Source organism: Enterococcus sp. ARL09-542, assembly GCF_005234805.1.
In the GTDB taxonomy this organism is placed as follows: Bacteria; Bacillota; Bacilli; order Lactobacillales; family Enterococcaceae; genus Enterococcus_D; species Enterococcus_D gallinarum.
In genome coordinates this window covers 26,440-45,190 of record NZ_QPQX01000002.1, presented here as the reverse complement: position 1 = coordinate 45,190, position 18,751 = coordinate 26,440, and the positions used below count along the sequence as shown (strand labels likewise).

The 18,751-nt window shown below is 42.5% G+C and carries 20 protein-coding genes, 1 pseudogene and 1 other annotated feature; of the genes and pseudogenes, 5 read left to right on the top strand and 16 right to left on the bottom strand.

The annotated features are described in order from the left end of the window. Positions 1-36 precede the first annotated feature (36 nt). Complete coding sequence (locus tag DVW06_RS02660; protein ID WP_029486843.1) at positions 37-1,995, bottom strand: heavy metal translocating P-type ATPase; 1,959 nt, start codon at positions 1,993-1,995, stop codon at positions 37-39. A gap of 248 nt (positions 1,996-2,243) precedes the next feature. After that, positions 2,244-2,669 carry a CsbD family protein gene (locus DVW06_RS17750; protein ID WP_081132063.1) on the bottom strand — a complete coding sequence of 142 codons (426 nt, stop codon included), beginning with the start codon at positions 2,667-2,669 and terminating at the stop codon, positions 2,244-2,246. Between the two features lie 515 nt (positions 2,670-3,184). On the opposite strand from DVW06_RS17750, the gene DVW06_RS17380 reads away from it, so the two are divergent. Then, positions 3,185-3,457, top strand: a complete 273-nt coding sequence (locus DVW06_RS17380) for a hypothetical protein (protein WP_003126697.1) — start codon at positions 3,185-3,187, stop codon at positions 3,455-3,457. On the opposite strand, the pseudogene DVW06_RS17745 reads toward DVW06_RS17380, so the two are convergent. Both DVW06_RS17745 and DVW06_RS02645 read right to left on the bottom strand, forming a co-directional pair. Then, a pseudogene (locus tag DVW06_RS17745) lies at positions 3,454-3,780 on the bottom strand (ECF transporter S component); the annotation flags it as partial. The gene DVW06_RS17380 and the pseudogene DVW06_RS17745 sit on opposite strands and share 4 nt — an antisense overlap. Before the next feature lie 10 nt (positions 3,781-3,790). After that, on the bottom strand, positions 3,791-4,207 hold the full coding sequence (locus tag DVW06_RS02645; RefSeq protein WP_005473251.1) for a DUF4430 domain-containing protein: 417 nt from the start codon (positions 4,205-4,207) through the stop codon (positions 3,791-3,793). Positions 4,208-4,353: 146 nt separating this feature from the next. Here DVW06_RS02645 and DVW06_RS02640 point away from each other — a divergent pair, with 146 nt between their 5' ends. Together DVW06_RS02640 and DVW06_RS02635 are read left to right on the top strand one after the other, a co-directional pair. Further along, positions 4,354-5,745 carry a C69 family dipeptidase gene (locus tag DVW06_RS02640; RefSeq protein ID WP_005473253.1) on the top strand — a complete coding sequence of 464 codons (1,392 nt, stop codon included), beginning with the start codon at positions 4,354-4,356 and terminating at the stop codon, positions 5,743-5,745. 165 nt (positions 5,746-5,910) lie between these two features. After that, positions 5,911-6,045: a hypothetical protein gene (locus DVW06_RS02635; RefSeq protein ID WP_005473255.1), complete on the top strand. Its 135-nt coding sequence runs from the start codon at positions 5,911-5,913 to the stop codon at positions 6,043-6,045. Positions 6,046-6,185: 140 nt separating this feature from the next. On the opposite strand, the gene DVW06_RS02630 is transcribed toward DVW06_RS02635, so the two are convergent. From DVW06_RS02630 to DVW06_RS02580, 11 genes are all read right to left on the bottom strand, one after another. Beyond that, positions 6,186-6,488 (bottom strand): hypothetical protein, encoded by a 303-nt coding sequence (locus DVW06_RS02630; RefSeq protein WP_005473257.1) that lies wholly within the window; start codon positions 6,486-6,488, stop codon positions 6,186-6,188. A 166-nt stretch (positions 6,489-6,654) separates the two neighbouring features. After that, complete coding sequence (locus DVW06_RS02625) at positions 6,655-8,001, bottom strand: TrkH family potassium uptake protein (RefSeq protein ID WP_003126705.1); 1,347 nt, start codon at positions 7,999-8,001, stop codon at positions 6,655-6,657. A gap of 48 nt (positions 8,002-8,049) precedes the next feature. Further along, entirely contained in the window at positions 8,050-8,679 is a 630-nt protein-coding gene (locus tag DVW06_RS02620; protein ID WP_005473260.1) for a V-type ATP synthase subunit D, read from the bottom strand. Beyond that, complete coding sequence (locus DVW06_RS02615; protein WP_005473263.1) at positions 8,660-10,060, bottom strand: V-type ATP synthase subunit B; 1,401 nt, start codon at positions 10,058-10,060, stop codon at positions 8,660-8,662. Before DVW06_RS02615 ends, DVW06_RS02620 begins: the two co-directional genes overlap by 20 nt. Next, a complete protein-coding gene (locus tag DVW06_RS02610; RefSeq protein WP_003126708.1) occupies positions 10,044-11,831 on the bottom strand; it encodes a V-type ATP synthase subunit A in 1,788 nt (595 codons plus the stop codon). The genes DVW06_RS02615 and DVW06_RS02610 overlap by 17 nt, the downstream gene beginning before the upstream one ends. 15 nt (positions 11,832-11,846) lie before the next feature. Then, the gene (locus DVW06_RS02605) at positions 11,847-12,158 is read right to left on the bottom strand and encodes a V-type ATP synthase subunit F (protein WP_003126710.1); all 312 of its coding nucleotides are present in this window, start codon (positions 12,156-12,158) and stop codon (positions 11,847-11,849) included. Further along, on the bottom strand, positions 12,148-13,128 hold the full coding sequence (locus DVW06_RS02600; RefSeq protein ID WP_003126711.1) for a V-type ATPase subunit: 981 nt from the start codon (positions 13,126-13,128) through the stop codon (positions 12,148-12,150). Before DVW06_RS02600 ends, DVW06_RS02605 begins: the two co-directional genes overlap by 11 nt. Positions 13,129-13,131: 3 nt before the next feature. Next, positions 13,132-13,725 carry a V-type ATP synthase subunit E family protein gene (locus DVW06_RS02595; RefSeq protein WP_005473267.1) on the bottom strand — a complete coding sequence of 198 codons (594 nt, stop codon included), beginning with the start codon at positions 13,723-13,725 and terminating at the stop codon, positions 13,132-13,134. A gap of 15 nt (positions 13,726-13,740) precedes the next feature. Next, complete coding sequence (locus DVW06_RS02590; RefSeq protein WP_003126713.1) at positions 13,741-14,211, bottom strand: V-type ATP synthase subunit K; 471 nt, start codon at positions 14,209-14,211, stop codon at positions 13,741-13,743. Next, positions 14,204-16,171, bottom strand: a complete 1,968-nt coding sequence (locus tag DVW06_RS02585) for a V-type ATP synthase subunit I (RefSeq protein WP_137264386.1) — start codon at positions 16,169-16,171, stop codon at positions 14,204-14,206. The genes DVW06_RS02590 and DVW06_RS02585 overlap by 8 nt, the downstream gene beginning before the upstream one ends. Next, the gene (locus tag DVW06_RS02580) at positions 16,149-16,481 is read right to left on the bottom strand and encodes a hypothetical protein (protein WP_021149619.1); all 333 of its coding nucleotides are present in this window, start codon (positions 16,479-16,481) and stop codon (positions 16,149-16,151) included. Before DVW06_RS02580 ends, DVW06_RS02585 begins: the two co-directional genes overlap by 23 nt. 116 nt (positions 16,482-16,597) lie before the next feature. After that, positions 16,598-16,649: a sequence feature (sodium ion sensor (DUF1646 type); this cis-regulatory element may regulate processes involved in with the transportation of sodium ions), on the bottom strand. 178 nt (positions 16,650-16,827) lie between these two features. On the opposite strand from DVW06_RS02580, the gene DVW06_RS02575 reads away from it, so the two are divergent. Then, the gene (locus DVW06_RS02575) at positions 16,828-17,499 is read left to right on the top strand and encodes an NAD(P)H-dependent oxidoreductase (RefSeq protein ID WP_034706861.1); all 672 of its coding nucleotides are present in this window, start codon (positions 16,828-16,830) and stop codon (positions 17,497-17,499) included. Beyond that, positions 17,496-17,669 (top strand): hypothetical protein, encoded by a 174-nt coding sequence (locus DVW06_RS17170; RefSeq protein WP_021149618.1) that lies wholly within the window; start codon positions 17,496-17,498, stop codon positions 17,667-17,669. Before DVW06_RS02575 ends, DVW06_RS17170 begins: the two co-directional genes overlap by 4 nt. Before the next feature lie 220 nt (positions 17,670-17,889). Here DVW06_RS17170 and dat read toward each other — a convergent pair whose 3' ends face one another. After that, positions 17,890-18,735: a D-amino-acid transaminase gene (gene dat, locus DVW06_RS02570; protein WP_003126719.1), complete on the bottom strand. Its 846-nt coding sequence runs from the start codon at positions 18,733-18,735 to the stop codon at positions 17,890-17,892. Between the last annotated feature and the right edge of the window lie 16 nt (positions 18,736-18,751).

The following is an 18,751-nucleotide window of genomic DNA, read 5'->3' as shown; positions in this document are numbered from 1 at the left end:
CTGGATGGCCATTAAATCAGCATAAGCGTTTTTTGATTATTTTTTTGATGTATGGGCGACTGTCTCACTCATTGGTGCAAGCATGCGCAAGCTGTTGAATAAGACGAGTAATGTACTGCCTTCATGAGCAAAGACGCCTAACCCAATATTCATTTTGCCTAGCAAATTCAATACGATCAATAATGCCACAATAAACATGGAGAAAAAAATATTTTGCCAAATAATCCGATCTAGTTTTTTTGCGGTCTTTAGTGCGTAGGTAAAGCGTGTTAGATCATTTTTCATGATCACCGCATCCCCCACTTCAATTGCAACATCCGATCCTTCCCCCATAGCAAAACCGATATCGGCCTGTACCAATGCAGGCGCATCATTGATACCATCTCCAACCATGACTGTCTGACCGTATTCATTTTGCAACTGCTGGATAATCTGAGCCTTATTTTCTGGCAGAACATTTGCAGCAACTTGATCTACTCCAAGCTGATCACCAATCGCTTGTCCAGCTGCTTGACTGTCTCCTGTGATCATGACTGTTCGAATACCAGATTGCTGCAGTTCATCTATGACCGCTTTAGATTGAGGATTCGGTAAGTCCATCAATGCGATCAGTCCAACTGGCTGATCATCCACCGAAAAAACAACCACCGTTTTGCCTGATTGTTCCAGGGTTTCTCGTTGCTCAGCAAATGATGAATGCGCAAACGTCGCCGCTGGCTTGCCAATTCGATAGGTTTTTCCCTCAACTACAGCCGTCAGACCGGAACCAATTTGGTTGTTAACGGAAAGTTCTAATGGTTGTGCCTTTTCTTGTTTCTCAAAATGCTCTACGATGGCAGCCGCTAATGGGTGATTTGCTTGCTTTTCCATGGCCAAGATCAGCGATACCCACTCTTGACGGTGCGCTTCAGTTGTTTCTTCAGCAAAGAAAACATCGGTCACTTGTGGTTGACCAATCGTTAATGTGCCAGTTTTGTCAAAGGCGGCTACTTTTGTTTGTCCCATATTTGCAAGATAAGAACTGCCTTTAAATAAGATGCCCCGTTTTGCTAAGTTTGAGATAGCAGACAAGCTAGCAGGTACTGCACTAGCGGCTAATGCACAGGGCGAAGCAGAGATCATCATCACTAGTCCCCGGTAAAAACTGGTTGACCAATCCCAACCAAAAAGAAAGGGTGCTGTCAAAATAAATAAGGGTACCAAAATCAAGACCGTTGTCACATAAAGCGGCTCGATTTTTTTGATGCGGGTTTCTGTTTTTGATTGATTGTTTTGTGCCGATTCCACAACAGAGAGTATTTTAGCAAAAACTGTCTCACTGCTGTCTTTTGTCACTTCCATCATAAAAGTGCCGTTACCGTTGATCGTACTTCCGAAAACTTCATCCCCTACAGTTTTTTCACGGGGAACACTTTCACCGTTGATGGAGGCTTCGTTGATGCTGCTGATTCCCGAGAGAATTTTACCGTCTGTTGCGATTTGGTCCCCTGGTAAAACTTGCAGCCTATCCCCTTTTTTGACTTGCTCTGCTGCAATTTTCTCAATGCTGCCATCTGCCTTAACCAGACGGGCTTCTGTCGGATTCAACTTCAAGAGGTTCGTGATTTCTTTGCGGCTTTGGCCCTCTGCATACTCTTCCAAAAAGTGAGCCCCGGCAAAAATCAGAATCAGCAAGGCAGCTTCATTGAAGTTGCCGATCAATACTGAACCAAAGGCAGCCAATGTCATTAATAAATGAACATTCGGTTTAAAGTGTCTGCTTTTGCGGGTATCTTTGATGGTGTCTTCGATCCCTTCCCAAATAATATGATACCCTGCTAAAAGAATAGCGGCACTGTATAATAAATCTTTAACGACCAATTGCGGTACCAATAAAGCAGCAATAAAAAGAATAACTCCTACTAAATAATTACGTAACGGGGCGTTGCCATGGGAATGGCTTGCCTCTGCTGCATGGGTGTGTGGTGTTGAATGATTGCAAGAGTGGGTAGACATAAGAAAAGCCTCCTTCAAAGTTAGTGCATCATTTGCTTACAAATGAATATATGTTCATATCTACATTTTTATTATATATGAACGTACATTCATGTGTCAAGCATCAATTACTACTTTTGTCAGCGATCCCATCATTGCACAACGATCCTTCGTTCTTGTCGCTCTTCAGGTGACAGGATCATTGTTTTTGTTTGCAAAAAAAGCCACAAAAAAAAGACAGGCCCTCTGTGCCTGTCTCTCACTACATCCTATTTTTGGTCGAATTTATCTTTGACATCTTGTGCCATTGACTCAGATTTGTCTTTAAGATCTGCAATGATTTCTTTAGAATGCCCTGCTGCTTGATCAACAAAGCCTTCTGCTTTTTTTGTCGGATCATCCGTGATATCGCCTGCTGCCTCTTTGGCTTTACCAGCCACCTTGTCTGGAGTTCCAACCCCAATGGCAGAGGACACAGAATTTTTCAAGTCCATTAGTACTTCTTTAGAAGCACCGACAACCTGATCCAATGTTCCTTCTGCTTGCATTTTTTCGTTGCCAACGACATTTCCCGCAGCTTCTTTTGCTTTGCCTTTAACAGAATCTTTGTTGACAGTCATCTTCTGCATTTTATTATAAACTGCCAGACCAAAAGCCGCGCCAATCAAACCTACTACGAATCCAGATTTTTTCATATGTGTCTCCTCCAATTCTTTTATAGTTATTATTTTAACAGAAATCTGCTGAAATGCCTGTTTTCAAGCTTGCAGTCCTCGTTCTTTTACAGGTGCCATTTCCTCTAGAAGAACGTATTTCTGCTTAACTCCCTTTCTCTAAGCTACTTCAAACAAAAAGTTGCCTTTTTTAAACGTTAAGAAATGATATGTTTTCACACGCTTTCTCTTTAAGCGCCATCAAAAATCCTTGTTTATTCGTGTGCTTCTTATTTATTCATTCTTTGTGTTCATTCCTTTTGTCTCGCCGTTTCAGATCTCTTTATTCTGTCTTTTTTTCTGTATCTTTTTTTCTGTGTCTTTTTTCTGTAAAAACTTTCTGCCATTCAATCGTGTAGTGATTCCTCTTCACCAGTTGTTTTATTCCGTGATTTGCGTTGCTAGGTGTTTTTCCAGAATTGCCTTTCCTAGATAAATCGGGTAACATAGAAAAGAAGAATATTCGAGAATTTATTTTTCTCAGAAAGGATCGAATAATGAATGAAACACATGTAGGATTGTTAGTCAACAGTCGTGTTTTTCAAGAAACTCCGATGATGCTGACTGGAATCCAATTATTAGAAGACCATAAAATCATCAACTGTATTATTAAAGACCGTTACCTTTCTAGTTACGTTTTACGCTTACCTCTCAACAAGTACCAGCTAGAAGTCGAAGGCAAATGGAACAAACGTGAACAGTTAGTGATCAAACATATGAAAATCAAAAATATCGATGAATACATCAAAATTGTGGGAACCCCAGAATAAACGAACGGATCAATCCGCCAGCTTGGCGTTTGATCCGTTTTTGATTTTTCCTCTAATCTTAATCCGCTCATCATGAGGATCACGACTGTATAACTTACTGCCTGAGCAATCGTCCAAATCCCCATCCCCATGTAAAAATTCGTAATCAAAAGGGATAACAATGCGACGATCAGTCCTCTGACACAGCCTAAATAAAGAGCCACCAATAAGAAAATAGCGGTCATTGGTTGTACATTTGGCAGTGGTTGAAACAATGTACGCCCCACCACTGATGCTGCTACTAGCAAAGCAAGATAAGCAATCTCTTGCACGGAAAAAGACATTTTTGTCGGTTTAAAATTTCTCATAGGTAAAAACGACTCGATCCTTTTCGGTAAGAGATGTATCTTTTGCGCCGGTATTGACCATCTCGTCATTGATCGTATAGGTCCAATAATAACCAGCCGCTTCATCTTGCGCTAATCCTTCAATACTGGTGATCATGCCTTTGTCTTCCACTAAATCAAAATTTTCCTTCATTATCTCCATTAAAGAGGTTCCTTCTTTGAATGACACCGTTTTGGCTGGTATTTGTTCAGGCTGCGCATCTGTCTTGTTCACAAATGAGATCTCAGCCGTCTGTTGCTTAACCACCGAGCTAGCTGTAGCTTGATTGCTGCCAGTCGTTGTTGTCTGGGTAGTAGCTTCAGAACAGCCGCTCAACCCAATCCCTGCCAGCCACAGCAAACTAAAAATAACGATTCGTTTCATTTTCTTCACTCCTTCTTTCCTATTTTACTAAAAGTCACACAGAAAGCGAACTAATTTTTAGTCGAAAGTTGATTGTCAATTTGTCTTTTACTCGCTATACTATGTTCAATTATCAACAAAATAATCTGAAGATCGGAGTTTTGTCAATGACACGCAAATCAGCTTCTTGTACAACCATGCTGGTAGGCAAAAACGCATCACTCGATGGCTCGACCCTCATTGCTCGCAATGAAGATGCCGGGGCAGTGTCCCTACCACAAAAATTTGTCGTAATCCAACCTGAACAACAGCCTGCTACGTTCCATGCTGTTTTAAGCGGGTGCAGTATTCCTTTACCGAAAGATCCCCTAAGGTATACTTCTACGCCTGAGGCAGATGAATCTCAAGGAGTCTGGGCTGCTTCAGGAATCAACAGCGCCAATGTCGCCATGACCGCCACAGAAACGATCACTACCAATGCGAGAGTTTTAGCTATCGATCCTTTGGTAACAGAAGGCATTGGAGAAGCAGATTTTGTCAGTATCGTGCTTCCCTATATCCGTTCTGCTCGAGAAGGAGTCTTACGCTTAGGCGAGTTACTAGAAACTTATGGTACCTATGAGTCTAATGGTTTGGCTTTTGCCGATCGAGAAGAAATCTGGTATATGGAAACGATTGGCGGACATCATTGGGCAGCGATCCGAATTCCTGATGATGCTTATGTGATCGCCCCGAATCGAATGAATATCGCTACCTTCGATTTTGATTCTCAAGATACTTTATTTTCCGACGATTTACCTGATATGATTGTCAGCAATCACTTAAATCCAGACTTTGAAGGAATCAATTTACGTCATATTTTCGGCAGTGCAACAGAAAAAGATACTCGTTATAACAACCCTAGAGCTTGGTATATCCAAAAACAGTTCAGCGAAACCGCGTCGGATCCGCTTGACCAAGATCTACCTTTCATTTGTCTTCCGAAAAAGAAAATCAGCGTGATGGATGTAAAGTGGGCGTTGAGCAGTCATTTTCAAAATACCCCTTATGATCCGTACGGGAATGGAACGGCTAGTGAGAGAACTCGCTTTCGTTCGATTGCTCTCAATCGCAATCAGCAAGTGCATATTCTCCAAGTGCGCAGTCACGTGCCTGATGAAATTGCAGGCGTTCACTGGCTAGCTTTTGGTCCCAATACCTTCAATGGAGTGGTCCCTTTTTACAGCAATGTGAATGAGACCCCGAAAGGTTATTGTGATACCACCACTACTTACGATCCGGGAAATAGCTATTGGTTGACTAAAACATTAGCACTGATCGGGGATCAAGACTATGATCTATACAGCGATCTAGCAGAACGGTTTGAACAAACAATCATGGCAAATTGTCTAGCGATTCAGCAGAAGATCGATCAGACAATCCCATTAACAAATCAGTTATTGGAAGAAGCCAACCGTGAAATGGCCCAGCTTTACTTATCACATGCCACTCAATTACTAGGGGAAATGGTGGAAAGAGGCAATACCAAAATGAAACTGCGTTTTTCTTTGACAGATTGATTCTCCTTTAACCGATTATTTACATGAAATTGACTAGAACTCAATATCTTGCCTGTATACTATAGCTACCAATTAATTTTCTTTTTGCTTTGCAGCACGGCTTTTTCTCTACTGTCGTGCTGCCCCCTTCTGAAAATAATTGGAATCTACCTTGGAGGTATCGAAATGAATAAAGAAGAATTTCGCACAGTCACCAATGAGGTCGTACAAGGAATCGTCATCGTCAAGAATGACAATCAAAATGTCTGGATCATTCAAGACAAAGAAGGCTATTTCCACGTAGTAAGCAAAACGGCGTAAATCACTCACTGAATCCTATCAAAAAGAACCCGTGCTGCGAAAAGTTATCTTTTCGTTTACCACAGGTTCTTTTTAACTAGCAGTGTCTTTTCTATGAAGAAGCATATCAGCGGCAATAGTTCCCATTGACCCAAGCCATGCTAGTATTTTTGCATCAAGTTTTCAGTACCCTCTTGCCCATCACCATACACTGTCGATTGAATCGATGCAGTCGTATCAGCATGCTCTTTCCAATGCCCGAAAAAATACGTTCCGCATACTAAACTTGTTAGGAGCCCGATCCAGCCGTTGCTGTGCCATTCAACCAAAATCAGCAGTAAATAGATCAACTGCTGCGATTTTCTTGAAAGTTTCCGTAACAAGTACAGCCATTCTAGTAAAAAAACGACTAGCAGCACGGTCACAAAAGTTTTTCCTACAAACCACAATTCCCACAAGCTCATGGTCTTCCCACCTTTGGATTGTCCTAGCAGCTCTAACGAAATGCTGCAACTGACTCATTTAGTTCTTAGGAAGATCTTAGACGAGAAACCTTAAACTAACCTAAAAGTCGGCAATATTTTTCGGGGATGATTTCCATTGATCCAAAACAACTTTTAATAACAGATCTTAGCCAATCATGACCGTTTCATCCGGGAATTTGTATCCGGCTTCTCGGCGGTTGGCTTTTGTCATCAATGAAAAAGCAACCGTCATGATGCCCACACGACCAATAAACATCAATAAGATGATCAATAATTTACCAAATACAGAAAGATACGGAGTCAATCCCATTGTTAATCCAACTGTTCCAAAAGCCGAAAAAACTTCAAAAGCAATGTACTCCAGTCCAAACTGAGAATTCCCCGGCATCGATTCTGTGATGGATAATAAAAAGATGGCAATAAAGCAAAGACTCAGTGTTAAGAAAAAGAGCGTGAACGCCCGCGAAACAGCCGCCTCTTTGATCGTTCTGCCAAAAACTTCAGCTCGTTTGCGCCCTTTCAACAAACTGCGAATCTTAATGATCAACACTGAGACCGTCGTGGTTTTCAGCCCTCCGGCAGTCGATCCAGAAGTACCGCCGATATACATGAGAATCATCGTCAACATTAACCCAGCCTGACTCATCTGGCCATAATCGATACTATAAAATCCAGCCGTTCGAGGGGTCACAGCAAGAAAAAATAACTGGAAAAAGCGACTAACAATGGAATCGCCTGATACGATACTGGAGTGATATTCGGTCACATAAAAACCAACCGTCCCTAAAATCAGCAAAACAATCATTGCCAACAAGGCAATACGGCTGTGCAACGAGCGTCTTTTTGAAGTAGCTAACAAGTCAAACCAGACCAGAAAGCCTAAGCCGCCGGCAATGATCAAAAGACTAATGACCCCTAAAACAAAAGGATCCGACTGAAAAGAGACCAGACTATTCCCAAAAAGATCAAATCCAGCATTACAAAAGGAAGAAATGGCGTGAAAAATACTAAACCATAGGCCTTGCTGCCAACCAAAGCGTGGCACAAAAGACAGAGCCAACAGGCAGATCCCTAAAAATTGAATCAAAAATGCGATGCGGATAATGTACCAAGCCAATTGAAATTCGCCAGACATTCGGTCAAGATTGAGGGATTCTCTTAGAATCATCCGAGTGCTTAAATTGACCCTTTTTTTTGCTAAGATATAAAAGAAAACTGGGATCGACATAAAACCGATCCCCCCAATTTCGATCAAGATCAAAAGAATCGCTTGTCCGCCCATATTATACTGTTCAGAAATGGAAAAAGTCGAAAGTCCTGTCACACAAATCGCGGAAGTTGCGGTAAACAATGCATCTAAGAAAGGCACACCTTGCCCATCATTTGTTACAACTGGTAACATAAGCAACCCAGTTCCCATCAAGATCAACATCATAAAGACCAGTGTAACCAGCTGCGGTGCACTGATTTTTTTGGACATTCTTTTTTTCATCTTTCTTTCCTACCTTTGTGCCAAGCAGATTTTCGACTGACGTGGCATTCACTTTGTTTTATTTTTTACCTTGATCATCCGAGTAACATTGGCGCGTTCATTTTCCTCAAGACGCATTTTGATCCCATAGATCGTCTCTTCCAATTCTGGTATCGTCAAATATTCTAGCGCATTGACCCGGCGGCGTGTTCGTTCTATCTCATCCGCCAGCAATTGACAGGTCTTTTCGATCTCTGTCAAAGACAATAGTTTAGGCAAGACATCGGTGAAACGTCCCATTGCCAGATCCAAAGGAACATTCGAGTTCACAAACCCATACTCGATCGGTGCCTGCATCACCACATCATCATAGTCGAATTGCATCACAGGCACTTCCACACTCATGATATTCTTGGTTGAGACATCAAGAGAAACTTCTGTTGCTGGCAAGATGAACATTTCTTCAATGTACTTTTCATTGATCGTGGCATTGGCTAGGCGAAAAGCCTTCATGGCACGATGTAGTTGTGTTTCTACTTCTTTACGCAAAAGGTTGTTTTGTTTGATCAGTTCGATGAACTGACGCATCAACTCATCTTGTTTGTCTTTTAACAGTTTATGACCTCTTTTGGCAGTCGTCAACTGTTTGCTGAGGCGGCTTAGTTCCATGCGAGTTGGATTAACGGTTTGTCTGCTCATCTGCATCCTCTCCTTGTGGTAAAAACGCCTCTAGTAACGCATCGCTGATCCGTTTCAATTCTACTTTCGGCAGCATCGCCAACAGTTCCCACCCAAGATCCAACGTTTCTTCAATGGACCGATTTGTTTGATAACCTTGATCCAGGTATTCATTCTCAAAGCGTTCCGCAAACTTGGCATAGATTTTATCGACATCAGATAGTGCTGACTCCCCTAAAACGACTGCGAGTTCTTTGGCTTGCTTCCCTTGCGCATAAGCAGAGAAGAGTTGATTCATCGTTGATGCATGATCTTTACGAGTTTTGCCTTCACCTGTTCCCTTGTCCTTCAGCCGAGAAAGAGAAGGCAAGACATCAATCGGCGGCTGGATGCCGTTTTTGTATAACTCTCTTGAAAGAATGATTTGACCTTCTGTGATATAACCAGTCAAGTCAGGAATAGGATGGGTCTTGTCATCTTCTGGCATCGTCAATATAGGGATTTGGGTCACCGACCCTTTCACTCCCCGTAAGCGGCCAGCTCGCTCGTATAATGTGGAAAGATTCGTATAGAGGTAACCAGGATAGCCTCGGCGCCCAGGTACCTCACGACGGGCAGCTGATATTTCCCGCAACGCTTCACAGTAGTTGGTCATATCCGTCATGATAACTAAGACATGCATCCCTTTTTCATAAGCTAAATATTCGGCAGCTGTGAGAGCCATTCGAGGCGTAGCAATTCGCTCAATTGCCGGATCATTTGCCAAATTCATAAAGACAACAGACCGATCAATCGCTCCGGTTTGGCGAAAATCTTCCATGAAATATTCTGCTTCTTCAAACGTAATCCCGATACCTGCAAAAACAACCGCAAAGTCGTCCTCTGTGTCGAGCACTTGCGCTTGACGAGCGATTTGAGAAGCTAATTCTTTATGCGGCAGACCAGAACCAGAAAAAATCGGTAATTTTTGACCGCGAACAAGCGTATTCAAGTGATCGATAGAAGAGATGCCAGTTTGAATAAATTCATCTGGGTAATCTCGAGCCATCGGGTTGATTACTTCCCCATTAATGTCCATTCGTTTCTCAGCAATGATTTCTGAACCACCATCTTTGACTCGTCCTAACCCATCAAAAACCCGGCCAATCATTTCTTCAGAAACACCTAGCTCTAACGGATGTCCGAGGAAGCGCACACTGGATTCTCGTAAATTAATTCCGCCAGTACCTTCAAAGATTTGCACCAGTGCTTTATCTTCCTGAATTTCTAAGACTTGACCTTGACGAATTTCACCATTTTGCAGACGTACTTCGATCAGCTCTTCATATTTCACTCCTGAGACACGATCGACCGCCATCAAAGGACCGACAACTTCCCCGATCGTTTTATATTCTTTGATCATCCGTACGATCTCCTTTCTGCAAGATTTCTTTCATCGTATCTTTTATCTCGCTTTCCAATTTGCGGATTCCTTCTAAATCATCTTCCGGAAGATATTTCATGCGAGCGATTTTATCTCGCAGACGTTCTGTTCCCTGATAGATTTCTGTCAAATAGGCGCCTAATTCTAAAGCTTTTTGACCTTCGTCATGAAACAGTAAGATGGTCTGCAGCATTTCAAATTGTTTTTCTCGAGAAGTGAAAGTATCAACAGCATCAAAAGCATTTTGTTGTAAATAATCTTCTCGCAATGACTTCGTGATCTCTAACAATAGTTGATCTTTATCCGATAAGGCATCAATCCCAACTAGACGCACAATTTCAGAAAGTTCAGCTTCTTTTTGCAGCATCCGCATAGCCGTAGTCACATTTTTCGACCACTCCACTTGCAACTGACGATCCAGATAAGCGCCCATTTCATTCTCATACAGGGAATAGCTTTTTAGCCAATCAATAGAGGGAAAGTGCCTTTTTTGAGCTAACGTGGCATCCAGCCCCCAGAAAACTTTCACCACTCGCAGGGTGTTTTGCGTGACAGGTTCGGAGATGTCCCCTCCAGATGGAGATACTGCACTAATGGCAGTGATGCTCCCTTCTTGTTCCGAGCCTAAACAAATCACTTTACCGGATCGTTCGTAATACTCGGCTAAGCGACTGCCCAAATAGGCAGGATAGCCTTCATCACCTGGCATCTCTTCCAAGCGACCGGACATTTCTCGCAACGCTTCCGCCCAACGAGATGTGGAATCGGCCATAATCGCTACAGAATACCCCATGTCTCTGAAATACTCCGCAATCGTGATTCCGGTATAGATAGAAGCTTCCCGAGCGGCAACCGGCATATTGGAAGTGTTCGCGATCAGTACAGTACGAGCCATCAAGGATTCGCCACTTCGTGGATCAATCAGTTCCGGAAATTCATTCATTACATCCGTCATTTCATTGCCCCGTTCTCCGCAGCCTACATAGACCACTAAGTCCACATCTGCCCATTTAGCAATTTGATGTTGGACCACTGTTTTTCCCGCACCGAAGGGGCCAGGGACCGCAGAGGCTCCCCCTTTTGCGATTGGAAAGAAAGTGTCGATCACTCGCTGCCCAGTGATCATTGGCTCTACCGGATTTAATTTCTGTTTGACTGGACGACTGTGCCGTACGGGCCATTTTTGCAACATCGAAAAGGAGCGTTCTCCTTTTGGTGTCTCAAGAATATAAACCGTTTCATCAATCGTAAAATCACCAGCAAAAACTTCTTTGACCCGTCCTGTAACGCCATTAGGCACCATAATTTTGTGGAGGAGCAATGGCGTCTCTTGGACGACCCCGATAACCATTCCTGGAGTAACTTCCGTTCCCACCGCAATGGTCGGTTCAAAGGTCCATTTTTTCTCATGATCCAATGCAGGCAGCTGGACCCCTCGTTTCAAAAAGTTACTTTGGGTCAGCTCCATAAATGTTTCTAATGGCCGTTGAATCCCGTCGAACATTTGAGACATAATTCCCGGTGCTAACTCAACAGACAGCGGTTCTCCTGTTGTTCGGACGGGTTCTCCTGGTCCGATACCTGACGTTTCTTCATAAACTTGGATCGAAGCGATCGTTCCTCTCATCTCGATGATTTCTCCAACAACCCCCAGATCACCGACATAACAAATATCTTCTAAACTTGCATGGCCCATATCTTTTGCTAAAACTAACGGACCTGACACTTTAATTATTGTTCCTGTTTCCACAACATCAGCTCCATTCTATAGTATGTTTTGCCCAACGGCTTTTTCGACATTTTCCTGGATCATTTTCAGCCCTACCCCTTGGGATCCATCGTAATCTGGGATCAAGATGATCGCTGGTGAAACTTGCTGTTGGTATTTGGCAATTTCTTCTGGAATCAATGCCGCACATTTTTCTGTTACGTAAATCACCGCATACTCTTCTTTCACTAAGCACTGAAAGGCACGAGTCACTTCCGCTTTTGCGGTTGCGTAACACACTTGAAAGCCAAACAGCTGAAAAGGTAACACGGATTCTTTGCTGCCGATCACACCAATCTTAGCTGCCATAGTACCTCATCCTCTCTCTCAGCTCTTCTTCTGTGAAGCCACTGCGCTTTCCTACCAAAATCAGCCGCAAGTTCTGAATCTCCAATGTTTTGGCATTTAAAAACGCGAGTAATGGCATTGGTCCCAACGCTTCAGCAGCTACGAACTGCTGAGTAACTAAGTCATCTTTCACCAGTGCCAATGCAGCAAAATCGATCGTGGTCTCTTGTAATAGCGGCAGTAGCGCTTCTTGATAGCCAGTTTGTTTCAAAAAGGCGAGATAGTCAGTGAAGGAGGTTTCCGCAAAAGCGAGATAATCTTCTTTGGGAATACTTCCCACACTGACTAAAACAGCCGCCATAAAACTTTTTGATCTTTTTTGCAGCAAACAACGTGCAGCAATCGTGATATTCGTAAGGTCGATTCCTGTGATCACCGCATGTGTCAGTGCTGGAATATTTATTTTTTCGGCTAGGCGTCGTTGCTCATGTAAAAAGCGGCGATCGTAAATAATATCGATCCCTTGCAAAACAGCAGAACCTTCTAAGTATTCCCTTACTGCTTGGATCGTTTCAATGACTTTAGACGGTATACTTTCCGAAGATCCTGTTTGGATGGCATTTCTTAGTTCATCGATCGTATAGAATCCATCTTCGATCAGTAAATTGCTATAATCTCTCCCTGTTACATCTTCTTTGGTCAATACCTTCAAATTATGAAAGGTATACGGCAGCATGATCAAACGAAGCACATCAGGATCTGGAACGTTTTCTGCTAATTCTTGTATGGTTGTCAGCATTTCTTGATCCAGATACCCCTCAAATTTTTCGGAAAAATCAGCGCCCAGATAACGTTGATAATTCGTTTGCTGCAAGATTGCCATTACTTGATCCATAGACTCTGCTGCAATCAGCTGCTGCCAATCTTGCATTTGAAGCAAGGTTGTCTCTTTGATCCGAATCAGTGGATTCAATTGATGATAGCTCGCCATAGCTTACCCTCCTTTTTGGATCACTTTCAGCCAATGTTCTCTCGTTTCATTTTTGTATTCTTCTAGTAAAGCTTGGTAGGTGAAATTGTAGAAAACGCCATTGTCTTCTACTATAAACCCTGCTTGCTCCAATGGTTTGCCCATCCTTGCAAGATAAGGCAACCTTTGATTGACAGCAGTCAACCAATCTTTTGTCAAACTTGCTGACTGTTGCTGTCCACAACGAAAGATTACTTCTCCCGAAACGGGTAATTGCATTAATGTATTTTCCGCCAGATGTTGGACTGTATCAGGCGCCAATCCATTCATTTTTTGATAAGCTGCCGCGAATAATGTCTCCAGTTCTTTATGAGCTTGTTTAATCCCTTCTTGTTTGGCTGCTTTTATTCGCCGATTCATGTCTTGCTGATAGTTTTTTTCGATTTGTTTTTTTGCTTCTACTGAATGGCGCTTGATTTCTAGTTCTTTTTGGGACCAGGCAGCTGCAAAATCGGCATCGATCCTTGTTTTAGTGTCCGTTTCGATTACTTGCCGTTTTTCTTTTGCTTCCCGATCTAGTTCAGCAATCATTTTGTCGATGGCATCCATTGCCTCCATTGCTTGTCGCCTCCTTTAAATGGACCCTAATAGTAGGAAAGAAATAACGAAGCCTAAGATCGCGTACATTTCCACCATGACTGAGAACATAACTCCTTTGAAAAAGTGTTCCGGTTTTTTAGCTAAGATTTGAATCCCTGATGCGGCCACTCTTCCTTGTGCGATCCCAGAGAACAATCCGGTAAAAGCTACCGGCAATGAAGCCATCAAATAGGCCATTCCGGTCACCGTCGACATCTCTGCTGCCAAACTGCCGTAGATCATAAAGGCAATCACAAAACCATACAAACCTTGGGTTCCTGGCAGTAACTGTAGAATCAGTGCCTGCCCAAATTTCTCAGGTTGATTCGTTGTCAACGCCGCAGCTGCTTCCCCTGTCATTCCAACACCCTTTGCTGAACCAATTCCAGAAAAAATCGTTGCGATTCCCATTCCTATAATCGCAAATACCATTCCACCGTTGTTATTAATCAAGTAATCAATCATCTTTCTTTCCTCCGTTTTCTTTTTCAAAATCGACATATTTTTCACTCGGCTTAAAGGTGTCAAACGCCCGGCCGCCACCTGTAAAGAATTTGCCAAAAAATTCTACATATTGTAAACGCGCTGCATGCACGTAAGCACTTAGTAATGACAAAAAAATATTTAGCGCCTGTAAGATCACTAACAGAATGATCCCAACAGAAAATCGTGCTACCGGCGGCATATAGCCCACTAATAAATTAAAGGCAGCGGCGATACTGCCGCCAGAGATCCCTAACGCCATCAAACGACTATAGCTGACAAAATCGCCAATATAGCTTGTTACCCCATAGAGATCATAGATCCCCATGAAAAAACCGCCAACTTTGGACTTTCCTTTAATGATCGGCACAATCACGATCAGCAGCCCGCTAAGTCCTGCTATAATCAATCCTAATGTGACGAGTGCTGGGGCGGTAAAGAGCCAATTTCCAGCAGCAGCAACCAAAAGTCCCGCCAGCAAGCCTTGCCAAGAAAAGCCTTGATTGACAGCTGCTAAAAAATCTTTCTTGCGAATATTTTCCTTCGCGGCCAAATAAAGACCTGTAAACAATTGGATCCCTCCAAAAATCATGGATAATCCAAAAATAGCCATAAAGTCTTTCGCTGGCGATAACAAATGAAATGGCAAAGTCGCTCCGAAAAACGAGCCATAGATCAATCCCCAAATCATCGTAGGACCGGATAATGTTTGAAACAGCTTCATAAACCGTTTCGTCCCTTTAGGTAAACGGAAAAAGTGCAGGCCAATAGTGGTCACCAGTGCCATCAATCCGCCATAGCCCAAATCAGCAACCATCATCCCAAAGAAGACATAATAAAAAGGTGTCATCCAAGGCGTTGGGTCGATCTCATCATATTTAGGCAAACTATACATTTCCGTCAACATTTCAAATGGTTTGATAAACGAAGCATTTTGCAGTTTGACTGGAACTTGATTCGCAGTCAATTCTTCTAAGGTAGGTTCATTGAATGAGCAATAGACTTCGCCGTTAAAAGAATCTGCCAGCTCTTTTTCAAGAGTCTGTTGATCTTGTTGCGCGACCCAGCCTCTCAAAACAGTATGATGTTTGCCAGTGACCAATCGTTTTCGTACCATTTTTCGTTGTTCTTTTGTCAAAAAATATTCTTCTGCTTGCTGCAAACAAGCAATCTTAGTTTTATACGTGCCAATCTGATTTGCCAGCTGTTTTCGCTGATCCGCTAGCTCTCGCAGTTTTGCCTGGGCCTCGTGCAACAGCACTTTTGGTTTTTTCAGACTGTCCGTATTTTCTTTTTTTACACTATATCGCTGAAAAACATTCTCAACTTCTGCAGAAAGCTTCTTCGGGTAAAGACAACTGAAATTTGTCTTTTTTGTATCCGAATAAATCATTTCCAGGTAAACAGCATCAAGTTGTTTGAGGGTCGCTGATATGGCTTCCCAATGAGAACTTTCAACACTGCCACAAAAGAAAGTGGCAAATGCCAACTCTTTTTCTTCGAGAGAAACATCCAGGTTTTGCCATTCCATTGCCCAGGTTTCTGATTGAGAAGCGGCTTGCATCGCTTCATGATTTTTTTGCCATTGTAACTGCAACTCTTCAATTTGTTCGACAAGCGTCAAGACAGTTTGCTCTTGAAAGGAGTCTTCAAATGCAGGCAGTTGTAAAGATTGGCGTTGCCACTCTCGTATTTTGCCGCTTCCGCCTTGTCGCCGGATGAACAAGATTGCTTCTTGGATCCTGCGAAGCGTCTCTGCGTAGCTAGTCGCTGTCTCTTGTTGATAATCAGCAAAAAATTCTTTGAGCCATGGTTGATTTTCTGCATTTTCAAAGACATCTTCAATCTCAACCATCTGTAAGCTTTGCAGTTTTTTCAATAACCGCTCTTGATGGTTTTCGGGGGCGATCAAGGTCAGCTTACTTAGTTTCGTGACTGCCATAAGTTTGGATCACTCCTTCAACGATCTGATCGACCATTTGTTCTTGACAGCGACGAACATTTTCTTGGAGATCTGCAATAAACTGTTGTTTCTCTGCTTCGATCTGTTCCGTCGTTTTTTGCAACGTTTGTTGTAATTGTTGTTCAAGTGCGGACTGTTCACGCAGACATGCTGCTCTCAATTCAAGTACACGCTGTTGTAGTTCCTCCTGCTTCTCTTCTTCGTAATCAGACAGCGCCCGTTGCAATTGCTGCATCTGCTGTTGATTATAGGCTTCTGCCTCTTGCAGGCGTTTCAGTGCCTCTTCCATCAAAATATCCCTCCTATTGTCAAAGTAAACAAGACAATTGAAAAATAGACACAAAAAAGGCATACCTCGTAAAGAAGTATGCCTTCAAAAAAAAGATCGGCACGCCTTCAAGAATGTTCTCCTCACCCCTTGGAGAACGTGATCCTTGAAGCATCGAAATGCTCAACCTTTGTCTGTCTTCTATTCAATTCACTAAACAGTATAGCAAAAAAAGACGGACGATTCAAGTCAGTAAAGATTTCACTGAACCAATAATGACTTTAGCCTCTCTCACATTTATCCTTCTAATTTAAAAGCAGAGTAGTTCCGTTTTTGGCAGAATTATGTTACATCTATAGGGAAAGGATTGATTTTCTTTATGATTAGAACATTAGTTATTGCCAGTCATCCGTCCTATGACGACTCTTTATCTCAACGTTTTTTTAGCGAAAGTGCCAAGATGCCTAATGTCAGTGTTCATATGCTTGACAAAGTTGCGGGGGATTTTGATTTAGAGATTGAGTTAGAACGATTGCAAACGATCGATCGTCTGATTTTCCAGTTCCCCCTTTATTGGTACCAAGTTCCTGCAAAAATGAAATGTTGGATCGATACGGTTTGGGAGGCAGCCAAACCCTACTTATTAAATAAAGAAATCGGCTTTGCTCTTTCTACAGGCGTTGCAGCCAAAGAATTTCAACTAGGTGGAAAAGAAGGAGCCAGTTTTTCTGAAATTTTGCGACCTCTAACTTTAATGGCACAAAAATACCAAATGACCATCTTACCGGTTCTCGTTCTCGATCAGTTAATGTATAAAACAGAAAAAGAGAAACGGCGATTTGTGATCGACTATCAGCAGCTGCTGACAATGGAAGCCCCCTTTTCATTTGCTGCCAAACAACAGTGGTTTATTCAAAGACTAGAAGCACTGACAGCTGAAAATCCAAAACTCGCTCCTCTTCTCGATCAACTTATCCAAAATCAGGAAACCTTACTTGAATTAGATGAAGCTCTTGCTGAAATGGAGGCTTACGAATGAATGAGGCATGGATCCACTCCTTGATTGAAGAACAAACCGAGGAGACACTCAATTATCATGAGAAAGCCTTCTTGCAAGAATTAGAAGTGCTTTTGACACAACAACAAACACGAATTCAACTGAAGCAAGGCGAGTTGGACAGTAAATTATGGAATCCCCAAGACTGGTAAGACCATTTTTGACAACATGAAACGCCCAACAATTGATTGCTAAGCACAGTAAACGACGTGGCTGAATGAAACAGAAACTTGAAAAAACTAAGTGTTCTGCTAGCACGTCTCTGATTCCTATTTCAACTAACATCTACTAAATGGTAAAATCCCCCTAAGAGGTCGCTAGTCAGCTAACTCTTAGGGGGATTTCTATCTCAGGTGGGTGTATTGTTTGGAGTCAGTTCTTTTTGGTTGCTTCAATATACGCTTGTTGTAGTTTAGCAGTCACAGCTCCTAGCTGTCCAGTTCCCACCGGATGACCATCGATACCAACAATTGGCACGATTTCCCAGACAGAATTGGTAATAAAACACTCATCAAATTCTGCTAATCGATCAATCGCAACGGCTTCTTCCTTAACTGGTAGCTTCAATTCCTGACACAAGCTTAAAACTTTCATTTTTGTGATCCCAGGTAAAACCAGATTGCCATCCGGATGCGTATACACCGTTCCTTTGGAAACAAACCATAAATTTGAAGCGGAAGCTTCCGTAAAAAAGCCCTCTCGATGCAGTAGTGCTTCATCATAACCATTGGACCGAGCCTCCTCTAAAGAGAGCAGATTCCCCAAAAGGCTTAATGATTTGATGTCACAATGAAGCCAACGCTGGTCAGGGATTAATGTGGCTTGAAGACCATTACGCTGCATGTCCACTGGACGATGGAATGGAATAACATTTGCAGTAAGGACACTTTTTATCGTCCCTTGAGGAGGAAAAACATGATTTCGCGGACTTAAAACCCCTCTTGTCACTTGCAAATACACTTCTCCGTCAGTGATTCCCTCAATGTCGATCAATGAACGTAATCTGTCTTTGAGAATGGTGGTTTCATAAGGCAATGTCATTTTTATTTTAGCGGCACTGTTCTCTAGTCGCTGCAAGTGCTCTTCGGCCATGAACATTTTCCCTTGATAAATGCGAATAACTTCGTAGATTCCGTCTCCATACTGGTAGCCGCGGTCTTCGATATCGATTTGAACCTCTTGTCGATCAACGATCTCTTCATTCCATAAGACTTTCATGATAGCCTTCCCTCAC